The organism is Phascolarctobacterium faecium (assembly GCF_003945365.1).
In the GTDB taxonomy this organism is placed as follows: Bacteria; Bacillota; Negativicutes; order Acidaminococcales; family Acidaminococcaceae; genus Phascolarctobacterium; species Phascolarctobacterium faecium.
This window is the reverse complement of the sequence record NZ_AP019004.1, coordinates 188,833-212,638: the sequence shown is the minus strand read 5'-3', so window position 1 is coordinate 212,638 and position 23,806 is coordinate 188,833. Positions and strand designations below refer to the sequence as shown.

Here is a 23,806-nt window from a genome sequence, read left to right as displayed (position 1 = left end):
GTACCATATATAGAATAGTAAAATTAAATTTGACACTCTGATTTTTGAAACAATGAGACTAAAGCCTGAAAAACAGAAGCCGCCGAAGGGCAGCACAATAAAGGAGGCAGTCATGGAACTGGAACGCGCACAGGCTAAAAACGAGGCCGAACATTTGCGGGCAGAGATCCGCCATCACGAATTTTTATATTATGTGCTGGATGCACCTGAGATCACCGATGCAGAATATGACCGGATGCTGGTGCGCCTGCGTGAGCTGGAAGCGGCCTGGCCTGACGATGTGCCTGCCGATTCGCCGACGCGCCGTGTAGGCGGGAAGGTGAATCCCGAATTTACTGAGGTCAGACATCTGACGCCGCTTTTGAGTCTGGGCAATGCTTTTTCGGATGCAGAGCTGGTAGCTTTTGATCAGCGTGTGCGCAGCGGTCTGCCGGAAGGCAGCGCTGTAGAATATGTTATGGAGCCGAAAATCGACGGACTGGCCTGCAGCCTGATTTATGAAAATGGACGTTTGGTAAGGGCGGCAACGCGCGGTGACGGTGTGACCGGCGAAAATGTAACAGCCAATGTACGCACGATCCGGTCGATCCCTTTGGTGCTGAATATGAAAAACGGCGCCGCGCCGCCGGAGCTTTTAGATGTGCGCGGTGAAATCTATATGCCAAGGCATGCTTTTATGCAGCTGAACGAACAGCGCCTGGAGGCCGGCGAGAGCGAATTTGCCAATCCGCGTAATGCGGCTGCCGGCAGTCTGCGTCAGCTGGACCCTAACGTAACGGCGCAGCGGTCGTTAAGCTTTTTTGCTTATGCCGTAGGCGAAGGAGCCAGGGACAAGCATGCCGATTCTTTGGCGATGCTGGCTGATTATGGCTTTAAGGTCAGTGAAAATTACCGTATCGTAAAAAGTATCGATGCGGCAATAGAATATATCAGGGACTTTGACTCCCGGCGTAAAAGTCTGGCTTATGATACTGACGGCGCAGTACTTAAAGTCAACGCTGTTTATCAGCAGGATATTTTAGGTGCGACAGGCAAGGACCCACGCTGGGCGATCGCTTTTAAATTTCCGCCTGAGCAGGCTGAAACCAGGCTGGAGGATATCGTGATCCAGGTTGGGCGCACAGGCGTGCTGACGCCGACGGCGGTACTGACGCCGGTAAGGCTGTCGGGCAGTACGGTAAGCAGGGCCACGCTGCACAATGAAGATTTTATTAAAGCGAAGGATATCAGGATCGGCGATACGGTGGTCATCAATAAAGCCGGTGAGATCATCCCGGAGGTTCTGCATGTCGTGCTGGGCAAACGGCCGGAAGATACGAAGCCTTATGCGATGCCGCAGGAATGTCCGGAGTGCGGCTGGGCTGTTGAACGTAAAGACGGTGAGGCAGCTTTGCGCTGCACTAATCCGCATTGCCCGGCTTTGGGACGCGAAGGGCTGATCCATTTTGCTTCTAAAGGAGCAATGTATATCGAAGGCTGTGGACCGGCGGTGATCAATCAGCTGCTGGAGGCGGAACTGATCCGCGACGTCAGCGACCTGTATCTGCTGACTAAAGAACAGCTGGTAGTGCTGGATAGAATGGGTGAAAAATCGGCGGAAAATTTAGTGAAAGCTATTGCCGCCAGCAAGGAGCAGAGCTTCGACCGGCTGCTTTTCGGCCTGGGCATCCGTCACGTCGGGGCCAAGGTGGCTAGGCTGCTGGCAGTGCATTTTGGTACGGTCGAGAATTTGCTGGCTGCCGATGCAGAGCAGATCGCCGCTATCGACGATATCGGACCGAAGATAGCTGAAAGTGTCGTTACTTATTTGGCGTCGCCGTCGAACCGCGACTTGCTCACCCGTCTGAAAGAGCTGGGTCTGAATATGGAAATGCAGGTTCAGGCTGTCAGCGAAGAGCATCCCTTTTATGGCAAAACTATGGTCTTTACAGGTACGATGCCGACTTTGGGACGTGCTGAAGCACAGACTATGGCGCAGGACGTGGGCGCTAAGGTCAGCGGCAGCGTCAGTAAAAAAACGGACTATGTCGTTGCCGGTGCCGAAGCAGGCAGTAAGCTGACGAAGGCGGAACAGCTGGGTGTGACTGTTATCGACGAAGCCGAATTTTTGCGCTTGCTAAGCGGTGCAGCTGAAGTATCGGGGACAGCGACAAAGGAACAGAAGCTTTTTTAAAAAAATATATAGAAAAACAAACGACTGCATAATAAAAATTATGCAGTCGTTTGGCGTTTATGAAGCTAAAATTTTTATTTGTCCAGATAAGCGGCTGTGATCTCGCCGGTGTAGTAGGTGTGCCAATCCTTATCGGCATACCATCTGTCGGCCAGGGCCTTATCAAAATTTTCCGGTGCCATTTCGCGTTTTTCCACGATGCGGCATTCCAGATGCAGCCCGGCGCCTTTGATGACGGGCACTTTAACGGTCTGCCCTTCAGCAGGGGTGATTTCTGCCGCGGCGAATTTATCCATGTCACGTCCTGATTTGCTGCCGCATAGTCCCAGTGCTTTACTGAAAGCGGCTGTCAGCGGAAAACTGACGGTAAATTCGTTATGGGCTTCGATCAGCTCGTGCGTATAGCGTGAGTGACGTACCATTACGGTAAAAACAGGTTTGCCCCAAATATTGCCCAGCGCTCCCCAGCCAATCGTCATCGTATTGTGTCTGCCGCCTGCGGCAGTAGTAAGAAAAGCACCCTTCGCCAAAACCTTTAAAATAGTTTCCGCATGGTCGAAAGCGTTGATATTTTGCATAGCTGTCACACTCCTTCTACTATTATTATAATCGCTTTTGTGTGACAATGCTGTAAATTTGGCGAAAACAGGCATTGAAGCCAGGTGAAAATATTCAAATAGAGATCGATTGACAGTGCAAAGGAAATAAATTAAACTAGGTGCAAGTAAAAATATATCTTTAGGAGGCATTTTATGTTGAAGAAAAGTATGGCGGCAGTAGTTATGGTCATGGTGTTTGCCCTGGCACTGGCAGGCTGCGGCGGTAGTGACGGTGTCATGAGCAAGGGGTATGGGGATCTTTTCCGCGACAAAGCAGCTATTAATAAGGCGGTTACTGAAATAAAAGCCAAAGGCGGCGGTACGCCGCTGATGATTTTTCAAAGTATGCATTTCGGACCGGAATTTATTAATTTTTCCCGACAGGACCCTAAGAATAAAGAAAACGTCGATAATTTTGTCTGGACGCCTAATACAGGCTGGCAGGGACCTAAAATCGTAAAATTGAGCGGCGGCGGTAAACTTGAAGATAATTTATTCAATATTGACGACGTCAACTGGGATGCGATACCTGTTTTTATTGCTGAAACAGAGAAACTGGCAAAAGAAAACGGTATCGAAAAGGCTTCACTGGGCAGCAGCATTATGATCAATTTCAATGTCAGGAAGCAGACTCTCAGTTTTTCGGCTACGGTAAAAGGTGAACGTAAAGATGCTTATTCTACCGGCGATGTCCAGACAGGTAAAGTTACTAATTTCAGAGTGAAATAATAAAAAATAAACCTGCCGTTAAAGGCGGGTTTATTTTTTTGCCGCGGCAGTTGCTGAAGCAAAGCGGTATATGATGGATATTATAGAAGTATAGGACAATTTGTGATATAATATATCCGATTTATTGCATATAATGAAGAACATTTATCATAGGAAGGTGAAAAAATGAAGGTCACGACCAAAGATGTAGAATACATCGCCCAGCTTTCCCGTTTGACTATTCCTGAGGGTGAAATGGAAAAATTCACGGAACAGTTCAATCAGATCCTCAATTATGCCGATATTTTGCAGAAGCTTGATACCGCAGGCATCGAGCCGACTCCGTACGTGCTGCCGATCAGCAACGCGTTCCGTGAGGACGTAGCTCTGCCCGGCGTTACTCAGGAAGAAGCGCTGAAAAATGCTCCGGCAGTCCATAACGGCGGCTTTAAAGTGCCCCGCGTTATCGAATAAGAGAGGGAGGAACTACTGTGGATCTTTACAAGAGCACTGCTCATGAATTGCATGATAAACTCGTTAATAAAGAAATCAGCTCCGTGGAACTGACTAAAGCTCTGTATGAGCGCATCGACGCTGTCGAGGATCAGGTCAAAGCCTATGTGACGCTGGATAAAGAAAATGCTTTGGCACAGGCGGCCAAGGTTGACGCCATGATCGCCGCCGGTGAAAAAATCGCTCCGCTGGCCGGCATCCCCGGCGCGATCAAAGATAATATCTGCACTAAAGGTCTTTTGACGACCTGTTCGTCCAAAATGCTGGCTAATGTTGTGCCGATTTATGATGCGCATGTTATTAAAAAACTTCGCGCCGAAGAAACTATTTTCCTCGGCAAAACAAATATGGACGAATTTGCGATGGGTTCTACTACTGAATCGTCTTATTTCCAGGCTACTCATAATCCATGGAAACTGGACCGCGTACCTGGCGGCTCCTCCGGCGGCAGTGCCGCTGCTATCGCGGCTGGCGAAGCTATCTGGACTCTGGGTTCAGATACCGGTGGTTCTATTCGTCAGCCTGCTTCTTTTAACGGCTGTGTCGGTATCAAACCGACCTATGGCCGTGTTTCCCGTTACGGCTGCGTGGCTTTTGCGTCTTCGCTCGACCAGATCGGGCCGATCACCCGCGACGTTACCGATGCCGCTACAGTGCTCAATACTATCTGCGGCAAGGACGAGCATGATTCTACTTCGCTGCCGGTGGAAGTGCCTGACTTTACCAAAGCTCTGCGTCAGGACGTTAAAGGCCTGCGTATCGGTCTGCCGAAAGAATATTACGGCGAAGGCCTGGACCCCAAAGTCCATGCCGAACTGAAAAAAGCAATCGCTCAATACGAAGCCATGGGCGCTGAGATCGTTGAGATTTCCCTGCCTCATACCGAATATGCGGTCATTACCTATTACATCATTGCTCCGGCAGAGGCTTCCGCCAATCTGGCCCGTTATGACGGCGTCCGGTACGGTTTCCGTGCGGCTAATGCCACCAGCGCGCCCGAAATGACTACGCTCAGCCGTACAGAAGGCTTCGGCGCGGAAGTAAAACGCCGTATCATGCTGGGAACTTATGTTTTGAGCAGCGGCTATTACGATGCTTACTATAAAAAAGCCATGCAGGTGCGCACGCTTATCCGCCGCGACTTTGACAGCGCTTTTGAAAAATGTGACGTTATCCTGGCGCCGACCTCTCCGGTCGTTGCTTATCCTATCGACGGCAAAATGGACCCTTTGTCCATCTATATGCTCGACGTTTACACCATTCCGGTCAATATGGCGGGCCTGCCGGGTATTTCCGTACCCTGCGGCTTCGCGGACGGTATGCCTGTGGGCATGCAACTGATCGGCAAACCGCTGGACGAAGAAACCGTGCTGCGTGCCGCCTATACCTTTGAACAAGCCAACGAATACCACAAGGTACTGGCACCGTTAGGAGGTAACAAATAATGAAAAAATATACTACTGTTATCGGACTGGAAGTCCATGCCGAGCTCAAAACAAATTCTAAAGCGTTCTGCTCCTGCTCGACTGAGTTCGGCGGCGAGCCTAACACCCATGTCTGCCCGGTCTGCCTGGGGATGCCCGGCGCTTTGCCTGTGCTCAACAAACAGGTGGTGGAATTTGCGATCCGTGCGGGACTGGCTCTGAACTGCGATATCCAGAAATTCAATAAATTCGACCGTAAAAACTATTTTTATCCCGATCTGTCAAAAAACTATCAGATCTCTCAATTCGATCAGCCTATTTGCCTGGGCGGCCATATCGACATTGAAGTGGAAGGCGGGAAAAAACGTATCGGCGTGACCCGTATCCATATGGAAGAAGATGCTGGGAAGCTGAACCACAGCGGCGCTACGATCAGTACCTCCGACTCGTCGGCAGTAGACTACAACCGTGCCGGCGTACCTCTGATCGAGATTGTCTCCGAGCCTGATATGCGCAGCTCCGAAGAAGCCCGCGCCTACCTGGAACAATTAAAAGCTATTTTGGAATATACTGATGTCTGCGACTGCAAAATGCAGGAAGGCAGTCTGCGCTGTGATGCCAATATCTCTGTCATGCCGGAAGGCGCTGCCGAGTTCGGTACCCGTGCCGAGATCAAAAACCTTAACTCTTTCCGCGCTCTGGTGCGCGCGATCGAGTACGAAGTCGAGCGGCAGATCGACCTTGTTGAAAGCGGCGGCCATGTTGTGCAGGAGACCCGTACCTGGGATGACGCACAAGGTATGACCTTATCCATGCGCAGCAAAGAAGAAGCGCATGACTACCGTTATTTCCCGGAACCTGATCTGGTGCCGGTAGAATTAGACGACGCTTGGATCGAACGCGTTAAAAATGAACTGCCAGAGCTTCCTGCTCAGCGTCAGCAGCGGTTGATGACAGAAAATGGCCTGCCTGCTTATGATGCAGGATTGATCGTTGCCACCAAAGCTATGGCCGACTACTTTGATGCTGCCTGCAAAAATGCCGGTGATGACAAAGCTGTAGCCAACTGGCTTTTGGGCGACGTTTCCGCCTATCTCAACAACGAAGGCATCGAAATCGATGCTTTCCCGATCAAACCGGAAAACCTGGGCGAAATGGTTGCCCTGATCAAAGGCGGCGTGTTGTCCAGCAAGCTTGCTAAAAAAGTATTTGCCGAAATGCTCAAAGCCGACAAATCTCCGAAAGTCCTCGTTAAAGAGCTGGGCTTGGAGCAGGTCAGCGACGAGGGCGCTATTGCCGCTATCGTTGATGAAGTACTGGCCGAAAATCCGCAGTCTATTGCCGACTTTAAAGCCGGAAAAGACCGTGCTATCGGCTTCCTGGTCGGTCAGGTCATGAAAAAATCCCGCGGCAAAGCTAACCCGGGTATGGTCAATAAATTATTAGTAGAAAAAATGCAGTAACGGCTGCTGATTTTAAATCCTGTAAATGGGGGTGTCGCAATGAATAAACCGTTTGTTTTTGTTGGTTCAGGCTTGGGCTATTTGTGGTTGCTCATTTGGACGACTGTCGTTTCTATTATTACTGTGGGCTTGTTTTTCCCATGGGCTTATTCAGCGCAGCAGCGCTGGATCTGTGCTAATACCTACGTTGAAGGCAGGCGGCTGCGTTTCGACGGCACCGGGCTGGGGTTCTTTTTTCAATGGCTGGTCATTATGCTTCTGACTGCTGTTACTTTTGGCATTTATGCTCCCTGGGGCTATTGCCAGTTTAAACGCTGGGAGACCCGTAATACAGTTTTTGATGATTGAAAGCAACTGCCTGCTGTAATAAAACAATAAACAAAAGCTCCGTCTTTTTGACGGAGCTTTTTTGTCGTTCTGATTTATTTATATTTGCTAGAAAAATATTTAAAAATACAAATAAATATGCTTGTAGATATATAAAAAGTATGATATTCTTTTAATAAGTAAAAGAATATTAAATAATATGAAACGGCAAAACTGTCGAAAGGCAGTGACGCAAAGCTATAGGGTCTACTTCGTATAACGAAATGACAGCCAGTTGCTCACAAGCAGAGATATTCTCGACTTGGACAATTTTGATGCCTGCCCGTTATACGGTCGGGTATTTTTTATTTGTCAGACAGATTTCAGGGAGAGGCTAAAGAAAGAGGAAGGTGCGGGTTCATGTTGAGGAATGGTGCAAGGGAAAAAGCTTTAAGCAGAAAAGTAATGCTTTCATTGCTTATGGCAGGTACAATGTCCGTTTGTATATCTGGGGGGGACGTATGGGCTGAGAATACGGTAAAGCTGACTAGTGATACTGTTTATAATGTTATTGGTGAAATACCAACGTCGATAGAGATGAACGGGCATAATATTATAAGCAATGTTATGTTAAATGCTGATAATGCCGGGCTGAGTATTATTGGTACAGACATGGAAAATTTAACTATAAATGGCGAAGGACTTCAATTTGCTGTCGCTGCACAAAGTAGTAGCAATGCCAAGGTATTGATTTCAAATGTGAAAAAAGTTGATATTACAGGCAATGTAATAAATGACAGTTTACTTCATAGTAATATTAATGGTGCCATTATATTTGATAAAGTGGGGCTTTTTAATATTACAACAGAAAAAAGTATTGGTTTACATGCTCAAGGAGGACTTATTTATATTGATGCTGATGCAGTTTCAATAAAGTCAAAAGATGAAAATGCTATTTGGGCACAGTTAAGTAATTGTAGTGGAGATTATCCCAGTGATGTCAAAATTAAATCTTCTGGTGATATAACATTGCAGTCGACATCTTCTACGGCAGTAGGTGCTGCTAATATGGATAGTAATGTTACTGATAACAAAGTGACAGTGGATTTGCAGGGGAAAAATATTTATGTGATTTCTGAAAAATCTACAGGATTACTGTCTAACGATTTTCAAACAGGAAAAACAAGCATTATTCTCAACGCTGACGATGTAGTTAATATTAAAGCTGGAAAAAATGGAATTTATGCTGCTAATGGCAGAGATAAAGGCGATGCTTTTGTCAGCGTTGATGCAGGCAAAGAAATTAATATTACAGGGGTCCAAAATGCTATCTATGCTGGTTCTAACGCTTTGGTGAAAATCAGTGACAGGGGTATGGCGAAAGTCAGCCTTACTGGTAATGTCGTTGCTGAAAATGGCGGACAGATAATTGTCAAAAATGCTGATCAGATTGGTGCTTTAAAAGTTGACGGCGGTATATATAATGGCAACAATATTAGTATAAAGTATTCTGCGCCTACTCTTGACGACCGTACGGCCGTTTATGTTGCCAATAACGGTTCGGCAGTATTCGATGGTGATAAAACGGAAATAATTATCAATTCACAGTCTGAAAATGATCCACGTGGTGTTTGGGTTACCAGTGGTGGTAAAGTAGAATTCAACGCTAAAGAAACTGTAATAGATGTTACTGGTGTAGGCGGTTCTTCAAAATGGGGATTTGGGTTATTGCTTAATGGTACTGTAGGAGGATCAGTTGTTTTCAATGGGCAAAATGTCGCGATTAAAAACTATCAGGATCACTATACATCTCAAACGGTAACGGCTAAAGCTGGTTCGGAGATTACTTTTAATAATACTGGCAATGTGCTTATTAGGGCTAAAAGTCCTTTCGGCGTAACTGCTGTTGATAATCAGGGTAATATTACTTTTAATAATAGCGGTAATGTTGATATTGTTGGCACAATAGTTCCTGGTAATAAGTCTGCTCAGACTAATGTAGTGGGTATTCAGTCGGGGAGCAGCGGGGCAGAGACAGTAGTTACTGATAAAGTAAAGGATTTTAATATTACTTTGTCGGGAGCTGGTGTGGATAATGATGGTACAAGTTATTCTACCGGAACTTATGGCATCATTCTTGATAAAGATGTTAAGGCTCTGATCAATTCTGCAACCCTTAATATAAAAATGAATGTTGCTGATAATGTTGAAGATATATCGCCTGGAGATCATACGACTGAGGAAGCCTATGGTATAGATCCGGATGGTGGGTATATTACAGTAGGTACAGGTACTGTTACTAACATTACTATACAGGAAGGGGTAGGCACTGCGTATGCAGTAAATGCGGCTTCAGCTACTTCTGTTGTAGAGTTATTAGGTGATACTACTATCGTTGCTGCTGGTAAAACTGCTTCTTACGCACTGAATGCCGAAGCTGATGGACAAATCACCGTTGGCAGCACTGGTAAAACCGTTCACTTGACGGGGGACATTGTTGCTAAAAATGATGGTGTGATTAATATTGCTGGTAAAACTAATACAATTAACGGTATAGTCAAAGCGGTTGACGGTGGCACTGTTAATCTGAGTGGCGCTAGTGACGCTGTTTATAATAATATCAACATCAACAGCTTCGTTACCCAAGGGACTGGCAGTAATGGTAGCGTCAAATTGAATGGTGGTACGATGGATTTCGGTACGTTAAATAATCAAAATTTAGCCAGTAATTCTTTTGTGGTGAATGGTGGCTCCTTAAAAGCGGCGTCCAAAGACATTTTTACCAGTGGCTTAACAGCGGCAGGTACTGCTATTGATAGTGGTGATGTATTGTCTGTAGTGAATAATGCCGTTAAATTTGAAAGTGGTAAACTGATCCTGAGCGATGAGAAATATAATTTGGCTTGGTTAAAGACAGCTAAAGCGGCACTCAATAACGCTGATAGCGGCACAATGGGACTAGTTGTTACCGGGACTTTAGTCACTACTGACGGAAAAATTCAAACAGAAGCAAGTGCCAGTGATTTGGCTGATACCGGTGCGGTACATGCAGGTGTGACAGGTAAAGTAGATACTAATGATGTAACAATCGGCAGTAGCGGTCTTGAAAATCTGGGCGTCAAAGATTTGGCTCTTGGCGGTTCAGCTGCAGATGCAAGCAAAGTAACTGTAGGTGATGGTAAAGAATTGACTTTGGTTGGCGGCGGCAGCGAAAATGATGCCTTGGTAAAAACATCTGGTGGTACGGCGAAAACTAATGTTGCCGTTGCAGTTGGCGACGGCACTAATGCAGGTACTTTAAATCTTGGAGTCGCGGGAACGGCCAGCGGCGGCAATCTTAATGCGGCAGTTGCCATTGCCAATGATGACAGTAAAGTAAATGTCGATGCCGGAACTTTTAAGGTTAATGAAATCAGCGCTGATAAAGGCACGATCAATGTAAACGAAGGTGCTGCACTCAAAACCGATAGTTTGACTGTTGGCTCATCAGGAAGTACGGTTAAGCTAAGCGGTACAGGCGCTTTAGAAGCCCAGAGTATGACTGTTAGTACAGGAACGATAGAAGTTACAGGTACGGCTAAAGCAGGGAATCTTACGGTAAATGACAGCAATGCAATAATTAGCGTCGGTACTGGTAACAGCGCGGGCAGTTTAGTTGCCGGTAATGCTGATCTCAACGGCGCGGCTGTAGTTTTAGACCCTGTATGGCAGGGTAATGATACGATTGGGAATGCTTCTAAGGCGGCATTAGCTTTTACAAATAATAATGTCAATGGATTGATGACAGTAGGGCGCAATTCGGTTTTGAGCCTGGGAACGGACGATACAGGTAAAGCCGAGCAGGCTTTTGCAGAATCTGAATTGACCTGGGGGAAAACTGGTGTGAGTGCGGCGTTATACATTGACCAGGCCCAGAAACTGCAAGTTCAGGGCGGCATATTGCTTGACGGCACTAAGACCGCCGCATCAGCGGAAGCTAATAAAGCAAGTTTTGCCGACGGCTCGCTGCTGATCGTTAACGGTTCTGGTATAGGAACAAGTGGAACTGCGGCGTTGACAGGTGGATCAGGTTCCACGCTTACAGTCAATCAGGGAGCCAAGCTGTACCTGACCAGTACTAATGCCGGAACTTATACGATCACTAAAGGCTTTGCCAATACTACGATTGATGGCTGGTCCTGGTCAGCCGATGCCGCAGCTGTTGACGTCAGTGTAAATAAGCTTTCTGAAATCGAGAAAATCGAGAAAAATACTGTTGACGGTGATTTTACAGTAACTGTCAGACAGACGGACGTCCAAAAGAAATATGATGGCATCGCATTGCCGAACATTTTGCAGGCTATGGATCAAAGCAGGACAGAATATGCCGGGATCAAATATCTAACTGATTTGGCTAATGACAATAAGCTTGATAAAGAGGGTTTTATCGCGGCAGTCAACTCCTTCGCCCAGGGAGCGGAAAACAGCGGCGCTACCCGCACGGGTGCTTTAGCAGCCCTGGATCTGGGGACGGCGGCGCAGGAACATCTGTCCTTAGCCAAGGCGGCTGAAGAACAGAGCGGCGGCTTCGGCAAAGCTGCTGTTGATACTGCTGACAACGGCAGTATCTGGGCACAATATATCCACAACAAGGATAAAGTCGATAACATGGGCGGCGTCAGCTATGACGGACAATACAACGGTGTTATCATAGGCGGCGACTTTACAGACCGTGGCAAATACAGCAGCGGCATAGCTTTCAGTTACGGCAGCGGTGACAGCATCGGCAGCGCCTCTAAAAATGAATTTGACTTCTGGGGCCTCAGCTACTATGGCGGTATCCAAAACGGCGATACCAATCTGATTTTCGATGTCGGTTACAGCAAAACCAGCAGTGACGTCAAAGGCGTAATCAAGGCCGAACCTGACACGCAGGTCATCAGTATGGGAGTCAAAGGTGAAAAACTTATCAGCAATGGGCATGGAACGAGCTATGTACCGTATGCGGGCCTGCGTTATATGAATATTGATACGGACAGCTATAACGGCAGTATCGACGGGAAGAGGGCCGCTCATTACAGTACCGATAAAGCTGATTTGTGGTTGTTGCCGGTAGGCATCAGCATCAGCCATGAAAGCGTTACTGCCGGAGGCTGGAAAGTGCGTCCGACAGCCGATATCGCTTATGTTTGGACTTTAGGTGATAAAAATACTGCGATGGATATTACCGTTCCGGGTGTAAATGCGACCGACAGACTTGGCTATGATATCATGGACAGCGGTTTCTTTGTCGGCAAACTGGGCCTGGAGGCTGAAAAAGGTGATTGGACTTATGGCTTAGGCTATGCCTGCCAGAAAGGCAGTCATGCTCAAAACAGCAAATTTATGCTCAATGTAACTTACAGCTTCTAAAAAACAACTTTTTCAAAATCTCTTTTTCCTGTTCACCCTTTTGTGTCCCTGTGTGGAAAGCCTGCCTTTTATCGGCAGGCTTTCTGCTTTTGCTGCGGACGTTTATTTGTAGATGCCGGGTCATATTTTATATTCGTATGATTTATGGTAAAATAAAGATACAATCCAATGGCTTGAGCGTACGGTTTCTTGCATGCTGAGAACCGTTTTTTTATTTGGAGCTTGCCTGTTATGTTTTGAAAGAAGGAAAAGTAAATTGGGATCAGTCCATAATCAGCATTTTAAGCCGCGGCTGGCGATGTTTGCCGTGGGGATATTTTTAATGACTTTTGGTATCGCTCTGTCCTGTAAGGCCGACTTGGGCACATCGCCGATTTCCAGTGTACCGTGGGTTATGAGTATGTTTTTACCTTTTAGTTTGGGTGATATTACGATCATGATGAACATTGTTATGATCCTGGCGCAGCCGCTCATTCTGAGGGCGCTTTATGTAAGGGAGCTGGTGGGCCAGCTGCTGACGACGCTGGCTTTTGGCTGCAGCATTGATTTTTCGATGGGTCTGTTGGACTGGTTTATACCGGGCAGTGCGCTGGAGCAATGGCTTGCTTGCCTTTTAAGCATTGTTGTCTTGGCTTTGGGTGTTTTTCTGGAGGTGCGCGCTAAAATCTTTTTAGTTGCGGGCGAAGGTGTGGTCAGTGTACTGGCGTTTGTTACTCAAAAAAAGTTCAGCCTGATCAAAAATTGTTTCGATATATCGCTGGTCACTTTGGCGATTATTATTTCTTGGGTGGAATTCGGTACATTACAAGGAGTTGGAGCCGGTACAGTAGTGGCCGCAGTTTTAGTAGGGCGGTTTGTACATTTGTATGAAAGCAGGCTGATCTTTTTCGATCGCTGGAAAGTAGAAGCTTAAGTGGCTGCAGCTTGATTTTCCTGTAAAATATTTTAAATTTTTTGGTTTCAAAATATTTGTCTTATCTGTAAAAAATATTTTAAGTGCTTGCCAAAAAAGCAGGAACGTAGTACAATGTGGTTAGCGAAAGCTAACCTAAGCGAATTTAAATTTATGGTGCAATAAAGCGTCTGCGGCAGAAGCCGTAATGGCGCAGCGTGAACGAAAGCAGGTGTAAAAATGGCTGATTATATTATTGGCGGTATTTTAGTGGCTCTGGCAATTTTGGCACTGCGCAGCGTCTTCAAAAAAACATCTTCCGGCGGTTGTGCCGGCTGCAGCGGCTGTAATGGCTGCGGACCCAGCTGTCACGGACAGGATCAGGAAACTGCCTCCAAATAAGCGGTGGAATGGCAGACGCCTGCGGCGTCGAAGCCTTGCAGATTATTGACAAATCATTTTAAAAAGCATATAATTTGACCATAAGGTCATTGGATTTTGTATCAGCCGCAGGCGCACGCAGACGTACGTGTCCTGCGTTTTTTTGTGAAGGTGGGTTTAGTTTTATGTATCATATCGACCGGGGCGCGTGGGCCGAGATCAATCTTGATGCCGTGGCGCATAATGTGCAGATCGCCAAAAGCAATCTTGATCCCCATACTAAGCTGTGTGCCGTTGTCAAGGCTGATGCTTACGGACATGGCGCGGTAGCGGTAGCCCGCGAAGCCGAAAAGAACGGCGCCGATTTTCTGGCCGTAGCGCTGCTGCAGGAAGGTCTTGAGCTGCGTGAAGCAGGTATCAGGCTGCCTATTTTAGTGCTGGGTTCGCTGCAGCCGGGAGCTGCCAATGTTGTAGTGCAGTTTGATATCAGTCACGCCGTTTTTGACGAAGAACGTTTATATGCCCTTAACGAAGCGGCTGTTAAATTGAATAAAAAAGCCAGGATCCATATCGCTATTGATACCGGTATGCATCGGATCGGCGTACATGTTCGCGATGCGGGTGAATTTGCGGCTAAGGCCGCGGCGCTGCCTGGCATTGAGATCGAAGGAGTGTTCTCGCATTTTGCAACGGCAGATGCTGATGACAAAGCCTATGCCGCGCATCAGTTTGAACGCTTCCAGGAAGCGCTGAAGCTGATCAGGGAGAAGGGTATCAGGGTACCGCTGGCACATATCGCCAACAGTGCCGCTTTGACAGAACTGCGTGAATATCAGATGGATATGGTGCGTCAGGGTATTACTTTGTATGGTTTGCATCCTGCGCATATGAGCGATTGTTATAAAGATTTTGAGCCTGTCATGACGGTCAAATCGACGGTAAGCTTTGTCAAAAGCCTGCCTGCCGGTGCGACTATCGGTTATGGGCGTACTTATACATTGAGCCGTCCCAGTGTTATTGCCACGGTGCCGGTCGGTTATGCCGACGGCGTCAACAGACGTCTTTCCAACGTGGGCTATATGCTGGTTGGCGGCGGCAGGGCTCCTATCGTGGGCCGCGTGTGTATGGATCAGGTGATGCTTGACGTTACCGACCTGCCTCCGGTCAAAGTGGGCGACGAAGTCACCGTTTTCGGCGGCAAAGATTTGCCGATGGAACTGGTTGCGCAGTGGGCAGGTACTATCTGCTACGAGCTGGTCTGCAGCGTCAGTCCGCGGATGCCGCGCCGTTATGTGCGCAACGAAAAGTGAGTCTGCTTTAAAAACGCTTTCCCTTATTTATGGCTGCTTTTGGCTTCGGCCGGGCAGCCGCTTTTTTATTTGCAAAGGCTGTAAAAGCAGGAGGGCGTTATTTTTATTTAGGCCGCTGCGGCGGCAATATGCTACAATAATAATATAAGAATCAGTAAGGAGTGTGACTTGACGATGAACGAACAGGAATGGCAGGCGTGTGTGAACCATGTGGCCGGCGGTGAATATCCGGTCCCCCGCGGTATGATCAGCAACTATAACGACTGGCGCTGCCGCTCGACGGTGGGGCGCGCTTTATATTGGATGGATGAGGTAGAAGCCGCGATGCATGTCCTGGCAACGATACTTGATGTGGAGCCTGATATGGAGGATGCACCGGAAATGGGCCTCAGCGAAGCTGAACATAAAGTGCTGTGCCTGCGGGATATAGCTGAAATCGTTTGGAAGTTGGCCCATAATGAGGATGCCGCTTTGAATTATCTGGATCAGGCCTATGCATTGAGCCGGGCTTATAAACATCCCTTCCGCAGCGCTTCCCGCGGCGATATGTTTTATCGCCGGCTGGCGATCCTGCGTGAGGTAGGCAAAGAAGAGCAGGCTGTACAGGAAGCGGAAAAGATGCTGGAGCTGGAAGCTGAAAACGACGGTATCAATCCTTACCGTTATTTTGCCTATAAATTTTTAGCTGAGCATGAACATAATAATGGTGATGACGAAAAAGCGGCACAGCTGTTTGCGGAGGCTTTCAGGTATTATCCGGTCAGTGAAGCCGGTGAGCGTGATCTGGCCAAAGCGGCAGCGGCTGAAACAGCTGCCGACCGTTATAAGGCTTATGTATTTTGCAGCACGATTCAATACAAGCCCTGGGAAGAATTACCGCCTGCCATCATCAGGCGCGATCTGTGACGGAGGTTGCAGTATGAAAAAAGTAGTGTTATTAAGCGGCGGTATCGACAGCACCACCTGTCTGGCGCAGGCTGTGCAGGTCTGCGGTGCGGAAAATGTCACGGCGCTGTGTGTTTTTTACGGGCAGAAGCACAGCAGGGAAATGGCAGCAGCCCGTAAGGTTGCGGCTTATTATGGTGTACGTTTACTGGAGCAGGATATTGCCGGCATCATGTCCTATAGTAATTGCTCACTGCTGGCTGCCAGCAGTGAAGCCATCGAACATAAAAGCTACGCGCAGCAGCTGGCTGAGCATGGCGAAGGTACGGTAGCGACTTATGTACCGTTTCGCAATGGCCTTTTGATCAGCGCTGCTGCCGCTATTGCCATTTCATTGGGAGCTGATGCGATCTGTTATGGCGCTCATGCTGACGATGCGGCTGGACGGGCTTATCCGGATTGTACGCCGGAGTTTTATGCGGCTATGGATACTGCCATTTATGAAGGCAGCGGTAAATTGTGTCATCTGGAAGCACCGCTGCTGAATAAAAATAAAGCGCAGATAGTGGAGCTGGGACTGAATTTGGGTGCTCCTTATCAATATACCTGGTCGTGCTATGAAGGCGGCGACAGGCCGTGCGGCGAATGCGGCACCTGCATCGACAGGGCCAATGCCTTTAAGGCCAACGGCGTGGACGACCCTGCTTTATAAGTAAAAACACACCCTTTTTAAAGGGTGTGTTTTTATTTTACAGTACTTTTTCATAACAGTAAAACTGGTGCTCCATTTTACGGAACTGGATTTCACCGCAGAAATGATAGCCGTGCTTTAGAAACAGCTGCTGAGCTTTTTCGTTCAGGGCGTAGGTATCTGTTTTTAAATAACGCAGTCCCAGGCTGAGAGCGAGCGTTTCAGCCTGCTGCAGCAATTCGGAGCCGGTACCGCGGCCGCGCAGGTCCGGGTCAACTGCCATGCGATGCAGGACCAGGGCCTTTTCCGCCAAAGTCCAGCCGGCATCAGCATAAACAGCTGGTTCGGTCTGATTGATGCAGATCAGGCCGCAGATCTGTCCTTCAGCTTCTGATACAAAAAGATCGCCTTGGGTGATGTCTGAGGCAAAATCCTGTTCAGTTGGATAAACCTCGTCCCACTGGTAGTTGCCGTAAGCGTGCATTTCCATGACCGTAGCCTGCACGATAGCCATGATCCGTGTTAAATCCTGCATAGTTGCCAAACGCAGCATCATTGCACCTCGATTCTTTGTTTTTGACCCTTTGTTTTTTGCCAGTGTGTTTCCAGATTGGCACACATTTTTTTGAACAGCCTGTTCAGTTCTTTGCGTTCTGACGCTGTAAAATTTTGCAAACACAACTGCAGGCTGGTGTTTTCTTCAGTGATGATTTGATCGTAGAGCAGGAGAGCTTTTTCTGTTGGGAAAAGCTGCCAGTGCCGCTGGTCTTCGCTGCTGCGCTGCCTGTTTATATAACCGGCAGCGGTCAATTTTTGGACAGCTTTGGCAGTCGTAGATTTATCGACTTTTAATAAGAGCGATAAATCGTTTTGATTGATACCCGTATTTTCGCAGATCCGGGTCAGAAAAATAAACTGTCCCCGCTGCAGCGCCAGTTCCTTAAAATGCAGATCGTGAAGATAGTGGATCGTGCGCGCCAGCGTGCCGATGTCACGCAGCAGGTCATTATGCAGTTTTGTCATAATATTCACCGCCATATTAGTTGAACTTTCAACTAATATTATGACGTAAAAGGTTGAAAAATGCAAGCTAAATATATTATAAAAAATAATTTAATTGTTGGATTAAAACTTTCTCCACAATAAAAAGCAAAAGCTGTTAAAATATTGTTATTAATATTGGAAAATTTTGTTAATTGTGAGGTGTCTGTTTTGTTTTTAAAGAAACATTTTACGATAATAGGGTTGGCCTGTGTTTTGTCTGTGCCGGCTGTCGATGCTGGGGCCGAAGGCTTTGCGATAAACGAGTGGTCAGCTGAAGGCGTGGCCATGGGCGGAGCGCGAATGTTTGCTGAGAATGACGCCGCCAATATTGCCTACAATCCGGCGTCGATCACCAAAGTGCGGGGCGAAGCTTTTAAACAGAGTGCGGTTTATATCAGCCCGCATGGCAAATATAAGGCTTATGACGATCAGGGAGTGTCTATTGATGAAGGTAAAAACGTCGTACATGCTGGTTGGGCTCCCGGCAATTACTATGTCAAACAGCTCAACGACAAAGACTGGATTGGTATAGGGTTGTTCAGCCGTTTCGGCATGATCTCAGAATTTGAACGGGATTCTAAAGTTGCATCTAATGCCTTTTTCTCTCGCTTGAACGGCGCCAGCCTGACGCCGACCTATGCCCGCAAGTTTGATAACAAGTGGAGTGCGGCCGTGGGGGCGGAAGTCAATTATGTGGGTCTGGAACTGCAAAAAAATATCAATGGCAAAAATTTATCTCCATATTTAGGAGATATTGCTACACAAACCAAAGGAGAAAGCTGGGCCCTGGGCTGGAATGCGGCTGCCAATTATGCTTTTGATTCTAAAAATGAGATCGGACTGGTTTACCGCAGCAAAGTGACCCATACTATGGATGCAGATTTTAAGGCTTATGGTATACCAGCTGCTTTAGGTGGAGATCATTTTACTAAAGCACATGGTAAAGTTACTTTGCCGGACAGCTGGGCTATTGGTTACAACCATAAATTCGATGACCGGACCAGGATAGAACTGAACGGCACTTATACCAAATGGAGTACCTATGATGCTTTGAATATTACTTTTGATGAGTCTATTTTAGGAGTTGTTCCTGGCAGTTATAGTCAGAAAAACTGGAGCAACGGCTGGCGTTATGCTGTGGGCGTAGAACATAAACTGAGTGACAAATATACCATCATGGGCGGTTATGCTTATGATGAATCGGTAATACCTTTTGACGGCGCCGATTTTATCGTGCCGACCGGTGCGCGCCGCACCTACAGTCTGGGCTTCCAGTACCACGATAAAAAACAGACGCTTGCCATGACCTTGGGCTTTATCGATATTGATGGGTTGAGTATCAAAGGACATATGGGTGATACTTATGATACCGCCCGCAGCCATGATAACTATGCTAAAGTTGTCGGTATCAGCTATCAGCGTAATTTCTGATATAAACAGCTAAGCAAAAACCTCTGCGTTGACAGAGCTTTTTGTAACAGCAGTTCAGAAAATAAAAGAAGTTGCATTGTAAATTTGATTTAATGTAAAATTTCAGCATTTTATAATCAAGCTGAAAGGGTGAGAGAAATGACAAAACGTTTGCTGATTTTAATTATGGCATTGCTTTTGGTCTGCGCTTCTTGTTTAGCTGATGAACAGGTTGTAGTGGATTCTTTTAAAGTGCATGTGCAGGATATTATGCAGCCTGTTCTCGCTACCTATAAAAAAGATGCTGTCCACATACGTTATTTTGATCCCTCTAAACATGGACTGCAGGGTTCAGGACATTGGTTCAAGGTGCGGAATCTGGAACCTGTTTATTCTTTGGATGTTAAAAAAAATGATTCTGTCATGTACCCTTATATAGGCATACTTGATGTTGAGCGATACACTGAAATATTTACAGGCAGTTATCCTACCAAAGAAGAAGCCTCCAAAGCAGAGAAATCATATCTTTCTAATGCTATGCAGCACTGGCGCTTTTACTATGGCTATCAGAAGGGTAAATGGGAGAAAACAAAAGTTGAATTTTACAGAGATACTGAAAAAAGATTTATGATTGATAAAATAACGATAACAGAATATGATGTTTTTGCAAATCGTTAGAATAAAGGTGTGTATTTGCTCTTTATAGCTAATGGAGCTGGTACGGATAGTTGATGATAATAGCAGGAATGAAAAGACGCTCTTACGGGTGTCTTTTTTTATTAGCAGATAAATTTGGATCATATGTCGTTTTTGACTATCCAACTTCATTTGGTATATAATGGAAGCGGTTATTTATCTGCCGTTTGACGGATTATCAAAGAAGCGAGGCGAACCTCATGGCAGTGATTTTTTATTTGAGTGGCACAGGTAACAGCCTGTATGCCGCTAAAAGTATCGCGCAGGAACTGGAGCAGTGCCGGCTGGAAGGAATTACCGGTTATTTAAAAGCGCCTTATGAGGTGCAGGACGAAGTTGTCGGTATCGTCTGCCCTGTTTATTGTATGGCGCTGCCGCCTGTAGTGGAGGCTTTTCTGCAGCAGGTGAAAATGGTGCCTCAGTATATCTTTTTAGTAGTGACTATGGGCGCGATGTCCGGACAGGCGCTGGGTCAGGGGAAAGAGCTTTTAAAGCAGCGTGAGCTGCGGTTATCATATGGCGCTCAGGTGGCGCTGCCTGATAACAGTATCGTCTTTCCTTCGCCGCAGGCACGTCAGGAGAAGCTGCTGCGTAACGCTCCGGCTGAATTGGGACTGATCGCCCGTAATATCAAAAATAAGTATGATAATTATCAGCATCTGGATCGTGGTTTTTTGTGGAAGTATGGCGGTACAGCTGCCGGTATGTGGGTGCTGGATAAGATCAAGCAGTTCGGTAAGCTGAGCTGCGCTGATGATAAATGTGTCGGCTGCGGCATTTGTGCCGAGGTCTGCCCCGCGGGCAATATAACTATGGCAGCTGGTAAGCCTGCTTTTGGCAGCGAGTGTGTGCATTGCTTCGGCTGTGCGCACTGGTGTCCGCAGAATGCCATCAGCCTGGGACGTTTAAAACCCGATCAGAAAACTCGGTATAAGCACCCGGAGATTACGCCTGCCGAGCTGGCAGTACAGAAGGAAAGGAAAGATGAAATATGAAAACTTACGCTCCCGTAACGGAAGCAGTGCTGGACGCTTTAAAGACTATCGTCGGCGCTGAATACGTTTTGACCGAGCCTGAAAAATTAGAGCAGTATCAGACTGACGAAGAAACTGATCCGCGCAAGTTCCATCTGCCGGAGGCGGTTGTTCTGCCGAAGGACGCGCAGGAGATCGCGGCTGTTATCAAGCTGGCCAATACATATGATGTGCCGGTCACTGTCCGCAGCGGCGGCACCAGTCTGGCTGGCGGCGCTATTCCTGTATGCGGCGGGATTGTCCTTTTAATGGAACGGTTGAACAAGATCATCGAGCTGAATGCCGAAGGCATGTATATGGAGGTTGAAGCCGGTGTGCGTACTGTCGATATTCAAAAATATGCCAATGAGGCTGGTTTTCTGTATGCAGGCGACCCCTGCAGCGCTGAAAGCTGTCTGATCGGCGGTAACATCGCCACTAATGCCGGCGGCAATAAAGCGGTGCGTTACGGTGTGACCCGTGACCAGGTTTACGCTGTCGAGGTCGTAACACCGACCGGTGAGATTGTAGAGCTGGGAGCACGTTTAAAGAAAAAATCGACCGGGTACTGCATGGAACAGCTGATCATGGGCAGTGAGGGTACGCTGGGCATTATCACTAAGGCGACGCTTAAGCTGCAGCCGATCCCGCCTTACAGATTTGATCTGCTGGCTGTGTTCGGCGATCCGGAGCAGGCCTTGGACGTAGTGCCGAAAATCATGCAGGCCGGCATTAATCCGACCAGTGTGGAGTATATGGATAATTCCTATGTGCGCGGTACGGCCGACTATCTGGAGTTTAAGGGAGCCCCTCATTATGAGAACGGCATTTATGTTATCATCACAGTGGAGACTTTCAGCGAGGACGAGCTGGATCTGAAAATGGAGCAGCTGGATGAGTTGTGCAGTGCTGCCGGCGCTGTCGATGTGCTGGAAGCCGATGAACGTATTTGGGATATGCGCCGCAACTGTCAGGAGTCTGTACGTCTGATCAGTCTGGTTTCCCTGACGGACGACGTGGTAGTTCCTGTTAATGAGATCGCCGGTACGATCAAGTTTATTATGAAAATAGGCGAAAAATATCCTTTCCCGGTCAAAATCAACGCGCATATCGGCGACGGGAATCTGCATATCGTTTTATGCAAATGCGAATTGAGCGATGAAGAATGGGAAAACAAAGTGGAAGCTTTCCATAAAGAGGTTTATACTTATGCTTACAGCATCGGCGGGCGTCTGGCCGGCGAGCATGGTATCGGCGCAAAAAAACTCAGAGAAATGGAAACATATACCCCGGCCGGTGAGCTGGCGATCATGCGCACGATCAAGGCGGCGATGGACCCGCAGCTGATTTTGAACCCGGGCAAGATCTTTGATCTGTAAGTTATTGAACTGCAGCGGCAGTATGCTGCGGAAAAGATAAAATCTTATTTTGTAGGACAGTAGAAAGGAATGGAAGTTATGAGTAAATACGAACCGGTCAGCGCAGAAGTGGTAGCAGCTCTGCAAACGGCTTTGGGCGCGGAGTATGTAAGGACCGATGCCGAAACCCTTGAAAAGTACAAAACTGACGAGGAAACTGATCCCCGTTATCATCATCTGCCGGAGGTCGTAGTTTGGCCTGGCAGCACAGAAGAAGTTGCGGCGGTCATGAAAATCGCCAATCAATATAATGTGCCGGTAACACCCCGCAGTGCAGGGACCAGTGTTTCCTGCGGGGCGATCCCTGTTTATGGCGGTATCGTTCTGCTGTTGGAACGAATGGACAAAATCGAAGATCTGAATACTGAAGGTATGTATATGGTTGTCGAGGCTGGTGCGCGTACAGTAGAAATTCAGGAAAAAGCCAATGCGGCCGGCTTCCTCTATGCAGGCGACCCCTGCAGCGCCGACAGCTGTCTGATCGGCGGTAATATTGCCACTAATGCAGGCGGTAATAAGGCTGTACGTTACGGCACTACCCGCGATCAGGTCTATGCGATTGAAGCAGTTACGCCTACCGGCGATATCGTTAATGTGGGTGCACGGCTGAAGAAAAAATCGACGGGCTATTGCCTGGAACAGCTGATCATGGGCAGTGAAGGTACTTTAGGCATTATTACTAAAGCCACTTTAAAGCTGCTGCCTCTGTGTCCGTATAAACTGGATCTGCTGGCGATCTTTACCGATTTGGATAAAGCTGTCGGTTTGGTGCCGAACCTGATCAAAGCGGGGTTGAATCCGACGAGCGTGGAGTTTATGGATAATGCGTTTGTACGCAGCTCCAGCGATTACTGTGAATTGAAGCTGCCTCATTATGAAGACGGTTTTTATGTTATTGTGACGGTAGAGACCTTTAATGAAGATGAGCTGGAAAGCAAAATGGAACAGCTGGACGAGATCTGCAGTGCCAGCGGCGCTACTGATGTTTTAGAGGCTGATGACCGTGTGTGGAAGCTCCGTCGCAACTGTCTGGAATCTACGCGCGTTTTGAGTCTGGTCAGCACTTCTGATGATCTTGTCGTACCAGTCGATCAAATCGCTAACTGTATCCGCCATCTGACCAAGGTTGCGGAAAATTACAACTTTAAACTCTTTACGCTGGCTCATGCCGGAGACGGCAATCTGCATTTCCAGATTTTGAAAGGCGAGATGAGCGACGAGCAGTGGGAAGATGAAGTAAGCCGTTTCCATGCTGAAGCTTATCCTTATGTTTACAGTCTGGGCGGTCGTCTTTCCGGCGAGCATGGCATCGGAGCTAAGAAGGTCGAAGCCATGGAAAAATATACGGAGCCGGTAGAAATGAAAATGATGAAAGAAATCAAGCGTGCGCTTGATCCTAAAAATATTCTTAACCCGGGTAAGGTATTCAACGCCTGAAAACTAATAAAACCATCTGTACTTTAAGTACAGATGGTTTTTGCGTATTTGA

At 47.3% G+C, this 23,806-nt stretch carries 20 protein-coding genes and 1 riboswitch; of the genes, 17 read left to right on the top strand and 3 right to left on the bottom strand.

Annotated features, from left to right (window positions below; genetic code table 11):
- Nucleotides 1-112 precede the first annotated feature (112 nt).
- Complete coding sequence (ligA, locus tag PFJ30894_RS01005) at nt 113-2,173, top strand: NAD-dependent DNA ligase LigA (RefSeq protein ID WP_197714961.1); 2,061 nt, start codon at nt 113-115, stop codon at nt 2,171-2,173.
- Between the two features lie 74 nt (nt 2,174-2,247).
- Here ligA and PFJ30894_RS01000 read toward each other — a convergent pair whose 3' ends face one another.
- A complete protein-coding gene (locus PFJ30894_RS01000; protein ID WP_113077491.1) occupies nt 2,248-2,751 on the bottom strand; it encodes a flavin reductase family protein in 504 nt (167 codons plus the stop codon).
- Between the two features lie 174 nt (nt 2,752-2,925).
- On the opposite strand from PFJ30894_RS01000, the gene PFJ30894_RS00995 reads away from it, so the two are divergent.
- From PFJ30894_RS00995 to queC, 11 genes are all read left to right on the top strand, one after another.
- A complete protein-coding gene (locus PFJ30894_RS00995) occupies nt 2,926-3,501 on the top strand; it encodes a hypothetical protein (protein WP_113077490.1) in 576 nt (191 codons plus the stop codon).
- A 165-nt stretch (nt 3,502-3,666) separates the two neighbouring features.
- Nucleotides 3,667-3,954 (top strand): Asp-tRNA(Asn)/Glu-tRNA(Gln) amidotransferase subunit GatC, encoded by a 288-nt coding sequence (gene gatC / locus PFJ30894_RS00990; protein WP_021719058.1) that lies wholly within the window; start codon nt 3,667-3,669, stop codon nt 3,952-3,954.
- Nucleotides 3,955-3,971: 17 nt separating this feature from the next.
- Complete coding sequence (gene gatA / locus PFJ30894_RS00985; protein ID WP_125668800.1) at nt 3,972-5,438, top strand: Asp-tRNA(Asn)/Glu-tRNA(Gln) amidotransferase subunit GatA; 1,467 nt, start codon at nt 3,972-3,974, stop codon at nt 5,436-5,438.
- Complete coding sequence (gatB, locus tag PFJ30894_RS00980) at nt 5,438-6,880, top strand: Asp-tRNA(Asn)/Glu-tRNA(Gln) amidotransferase subunit GatB (protein WP_021719056.1); 1,443 nt, start codon at nt 5,438-5,440, stop codon at nt 6,878-6,880. The genes gatA and gatB overlap by 1 nt, the downstream gene beginning before the upstream one ends.
- A 39-nt stretch (nt 6,881-6,919) precedes the next feature.
- Nucleotides 6,920-7,228 (top strand): DUF898 family protein, encoded by a 309-nt coding sequence (locus PFJ30894_RS00975; RefSeq protein ID WP_021719053.1) that lies wholly within the window; start codon nt 6,920-6,922, stop codon nt 7,226-7,228.
- Nucleotides 7,229-7,403: 175 nt separating this feature from the next.
- Nucleotides 7,404-7,489: riboswitch (cyclic di-GMP riboswitch) on the top strand.
- A gap of 117 nt (nt 7,490-7,606) precedes the next feature.
- On the top strand, nt 7,607-12,577 hold the full coding sequence (locus PFJ30894_RS00970) for an autotransporter domain-containing protein (RefSeq protein WP_125668799.1): 4,971 nt from the start codon (nt 7,607-7,609) through the stop codon (nt 12,575-12,577).
- 256 nt (nt 12,578-12,833) lie between these two features.
- Nucleotides 12,834-13,490, top strand: coding sequence for a YczE/YyaS/YitT family protein (locus PFJ30894_RS00965; RefSeq protein WP_125668798.1), 657 nt, complete (start codon nt 12,834-12,836; stop codon nt 13,488-13,490).
- Nucleotides 13,491-13,709: 219 nt separating this feature from the next.
- Entirely contained in the window at nt 13,710-13,871 is a 162-nt protein-coding gene (locus tag PFJ30894_RS00960) for a FeoB-associated Cys-rich membrane protein (RefSeq protein WP_021719050.1), read from the top strand.
- Between the two features lie 164 nt (nt 13,872-14,035).
- On the top strand, nt 14,036-15,160 hold the full coding sequence (gene alr / locus PFJ30894_RS00955) for an alanine racemase (RefSeq protein ID WP_021719049.1): 1,125 nt from the start codon (nt 14,036-14,038) through the stop codon (nt 15,158-15,160).
- Between the two features lie 168 nt (nt 15,161-15,328).
- Nucleotides 15,329-16,066 carry a hypothetical protein gene (locus PFJ30894_RS00950; RefSeq protein WP_125668797.1) on the top strand — a complete coding sequence of 246 codons (738 nt, stop codon included), beginning with the start codon at nt 15,329-15,331 and terminating at the stop codon, nt 16,064-16,066.
- 13 nt (nt 16,067-16,079) lie between these two features.
- Nucleotides 16,080-16,757 carry a 7-cyano-7-deazaguanine synthase QueC gene (gene queC, locus PFJ30894_RS00945; RefSeq protein ID WP_021719047.1) on the top strand — a complete coding sequence of 226 codons (678 nt, stop codon included), beginning with the start codon at nt 16,080-16,082 and terminating at the stop codon, nt 16,755-16,757.
- Between the two features lie 37 nt (nt 16,758-16,794).
- On the opposite strand, the gene PFJ30894_RS00940 is transcribed toward queC, so the two are convergent.
- Both PFJ30894_RS00940 and PFJ30894_RS00935 read right to left on the bottom strand, forming a co-directional pair.
- Nucleotides 16,795-17,292 carry a GNAT family N-acetyltransferase gene (locus PFJ30894_RS00940; protein WP_197714959.1) on the bottom strand — a complete coding sequence of 166 codons (498 nt, stop codon included), beginning with the start codon at nt 17,290-17,292 and terminating at the stop codon, nt 16,795-16,797.
- Nucleotides 17,289-17,759: a MarR family winged helix-turn-helix transcriptional regulator gene (locus PFJ30894_RS00935; protein WP_021719045.1), complete on the bottom strand. Its 471-nt coding sequence runs from the start codon at nt 17,757-17,759 to the stop codon at nt 17,289-17,291. The genes PFJ30894_RS00940 and PFJ30894_RS00935 overlap by 4 nt, the downstream gene beginning before the upstream one ends.
- A gap of 189 nt (nt 17,760-17,948) precedes the next feature.
- Here PFJ30894_RS00935 and PFJ30894_RS00930 point away from each other — a divergent pair, with 189 nt between their 5' ends.
- The 5 genes from PFJ30894_RS00930 to PFJ30894_RS00910 all read left to right on the top strand — a co-directional run bounded on the left by PFJ30894_RS00930 (nt 17,949) and on the right by PFJ30894_RS00910 (nt 23,754).
- The gene (locus PFJ30894_RS00930; RefSeq protein WP_167456994.1) at nt 17,949-19,211 is read left to right on the top strand and encodes an OmpP1/FadL family transporter; all 1,263 of its coding nucleotides are present in this window, start codon (nt 17,949-17,951) and stop codon (nt 19,209-19,211) included.
- 138 nt (nt 19,212-19,349) lie between these two features.
- A complete protein-coding gene (locus PFJ30894_RS00925; protein ID WP_125668795.1) occupies nt 19,350-19,868 on the top strand; it encodes a hypothetical protein in 519 nt (172 codons plus the stop codon).
- Between the two features lie 218 nt (nt 19,869-20,086).
- Nucleotides 20,087-20,881, top strand: coding sequence for an EFR1 family ferrodoxin (locus tag PFJ30894_RS00920; protein ID WP_113077482.1), 795 nt, complete (start codon nt 20,087-20,089; stop codon nt 20,879-20,881).
- On the top strand, nt 20,878-22,278 hold the full coding sequence (locus PFJ30894_RS00915) for an FAD-binding oxidoreductase (RefSeq protein WP_125668794.1): 1,401 nt from the start codon (nt 20,878-20,880) through the stop codon (nt 22,276-22,278). The genes PFJ30894_RS00920 and PFJ30894_RS00915 overlap by 4 nt, the downstream gene beginning before the upstream one ends.
- 78 nt (nt 22,279-22,356) lie before the next feature.
- Entirely contained in the window at nt 22,357-23,754 is a 1,398-nt protein-coding gene (locus tag PFJ30894_RS00910) for an FAD-binding oxidoreductase (RefSeq protein ID WP_125668793.1), read from the top strand.
- Nucleotides 23,755-23,806 lie beyond the last annotated feature (52 nt).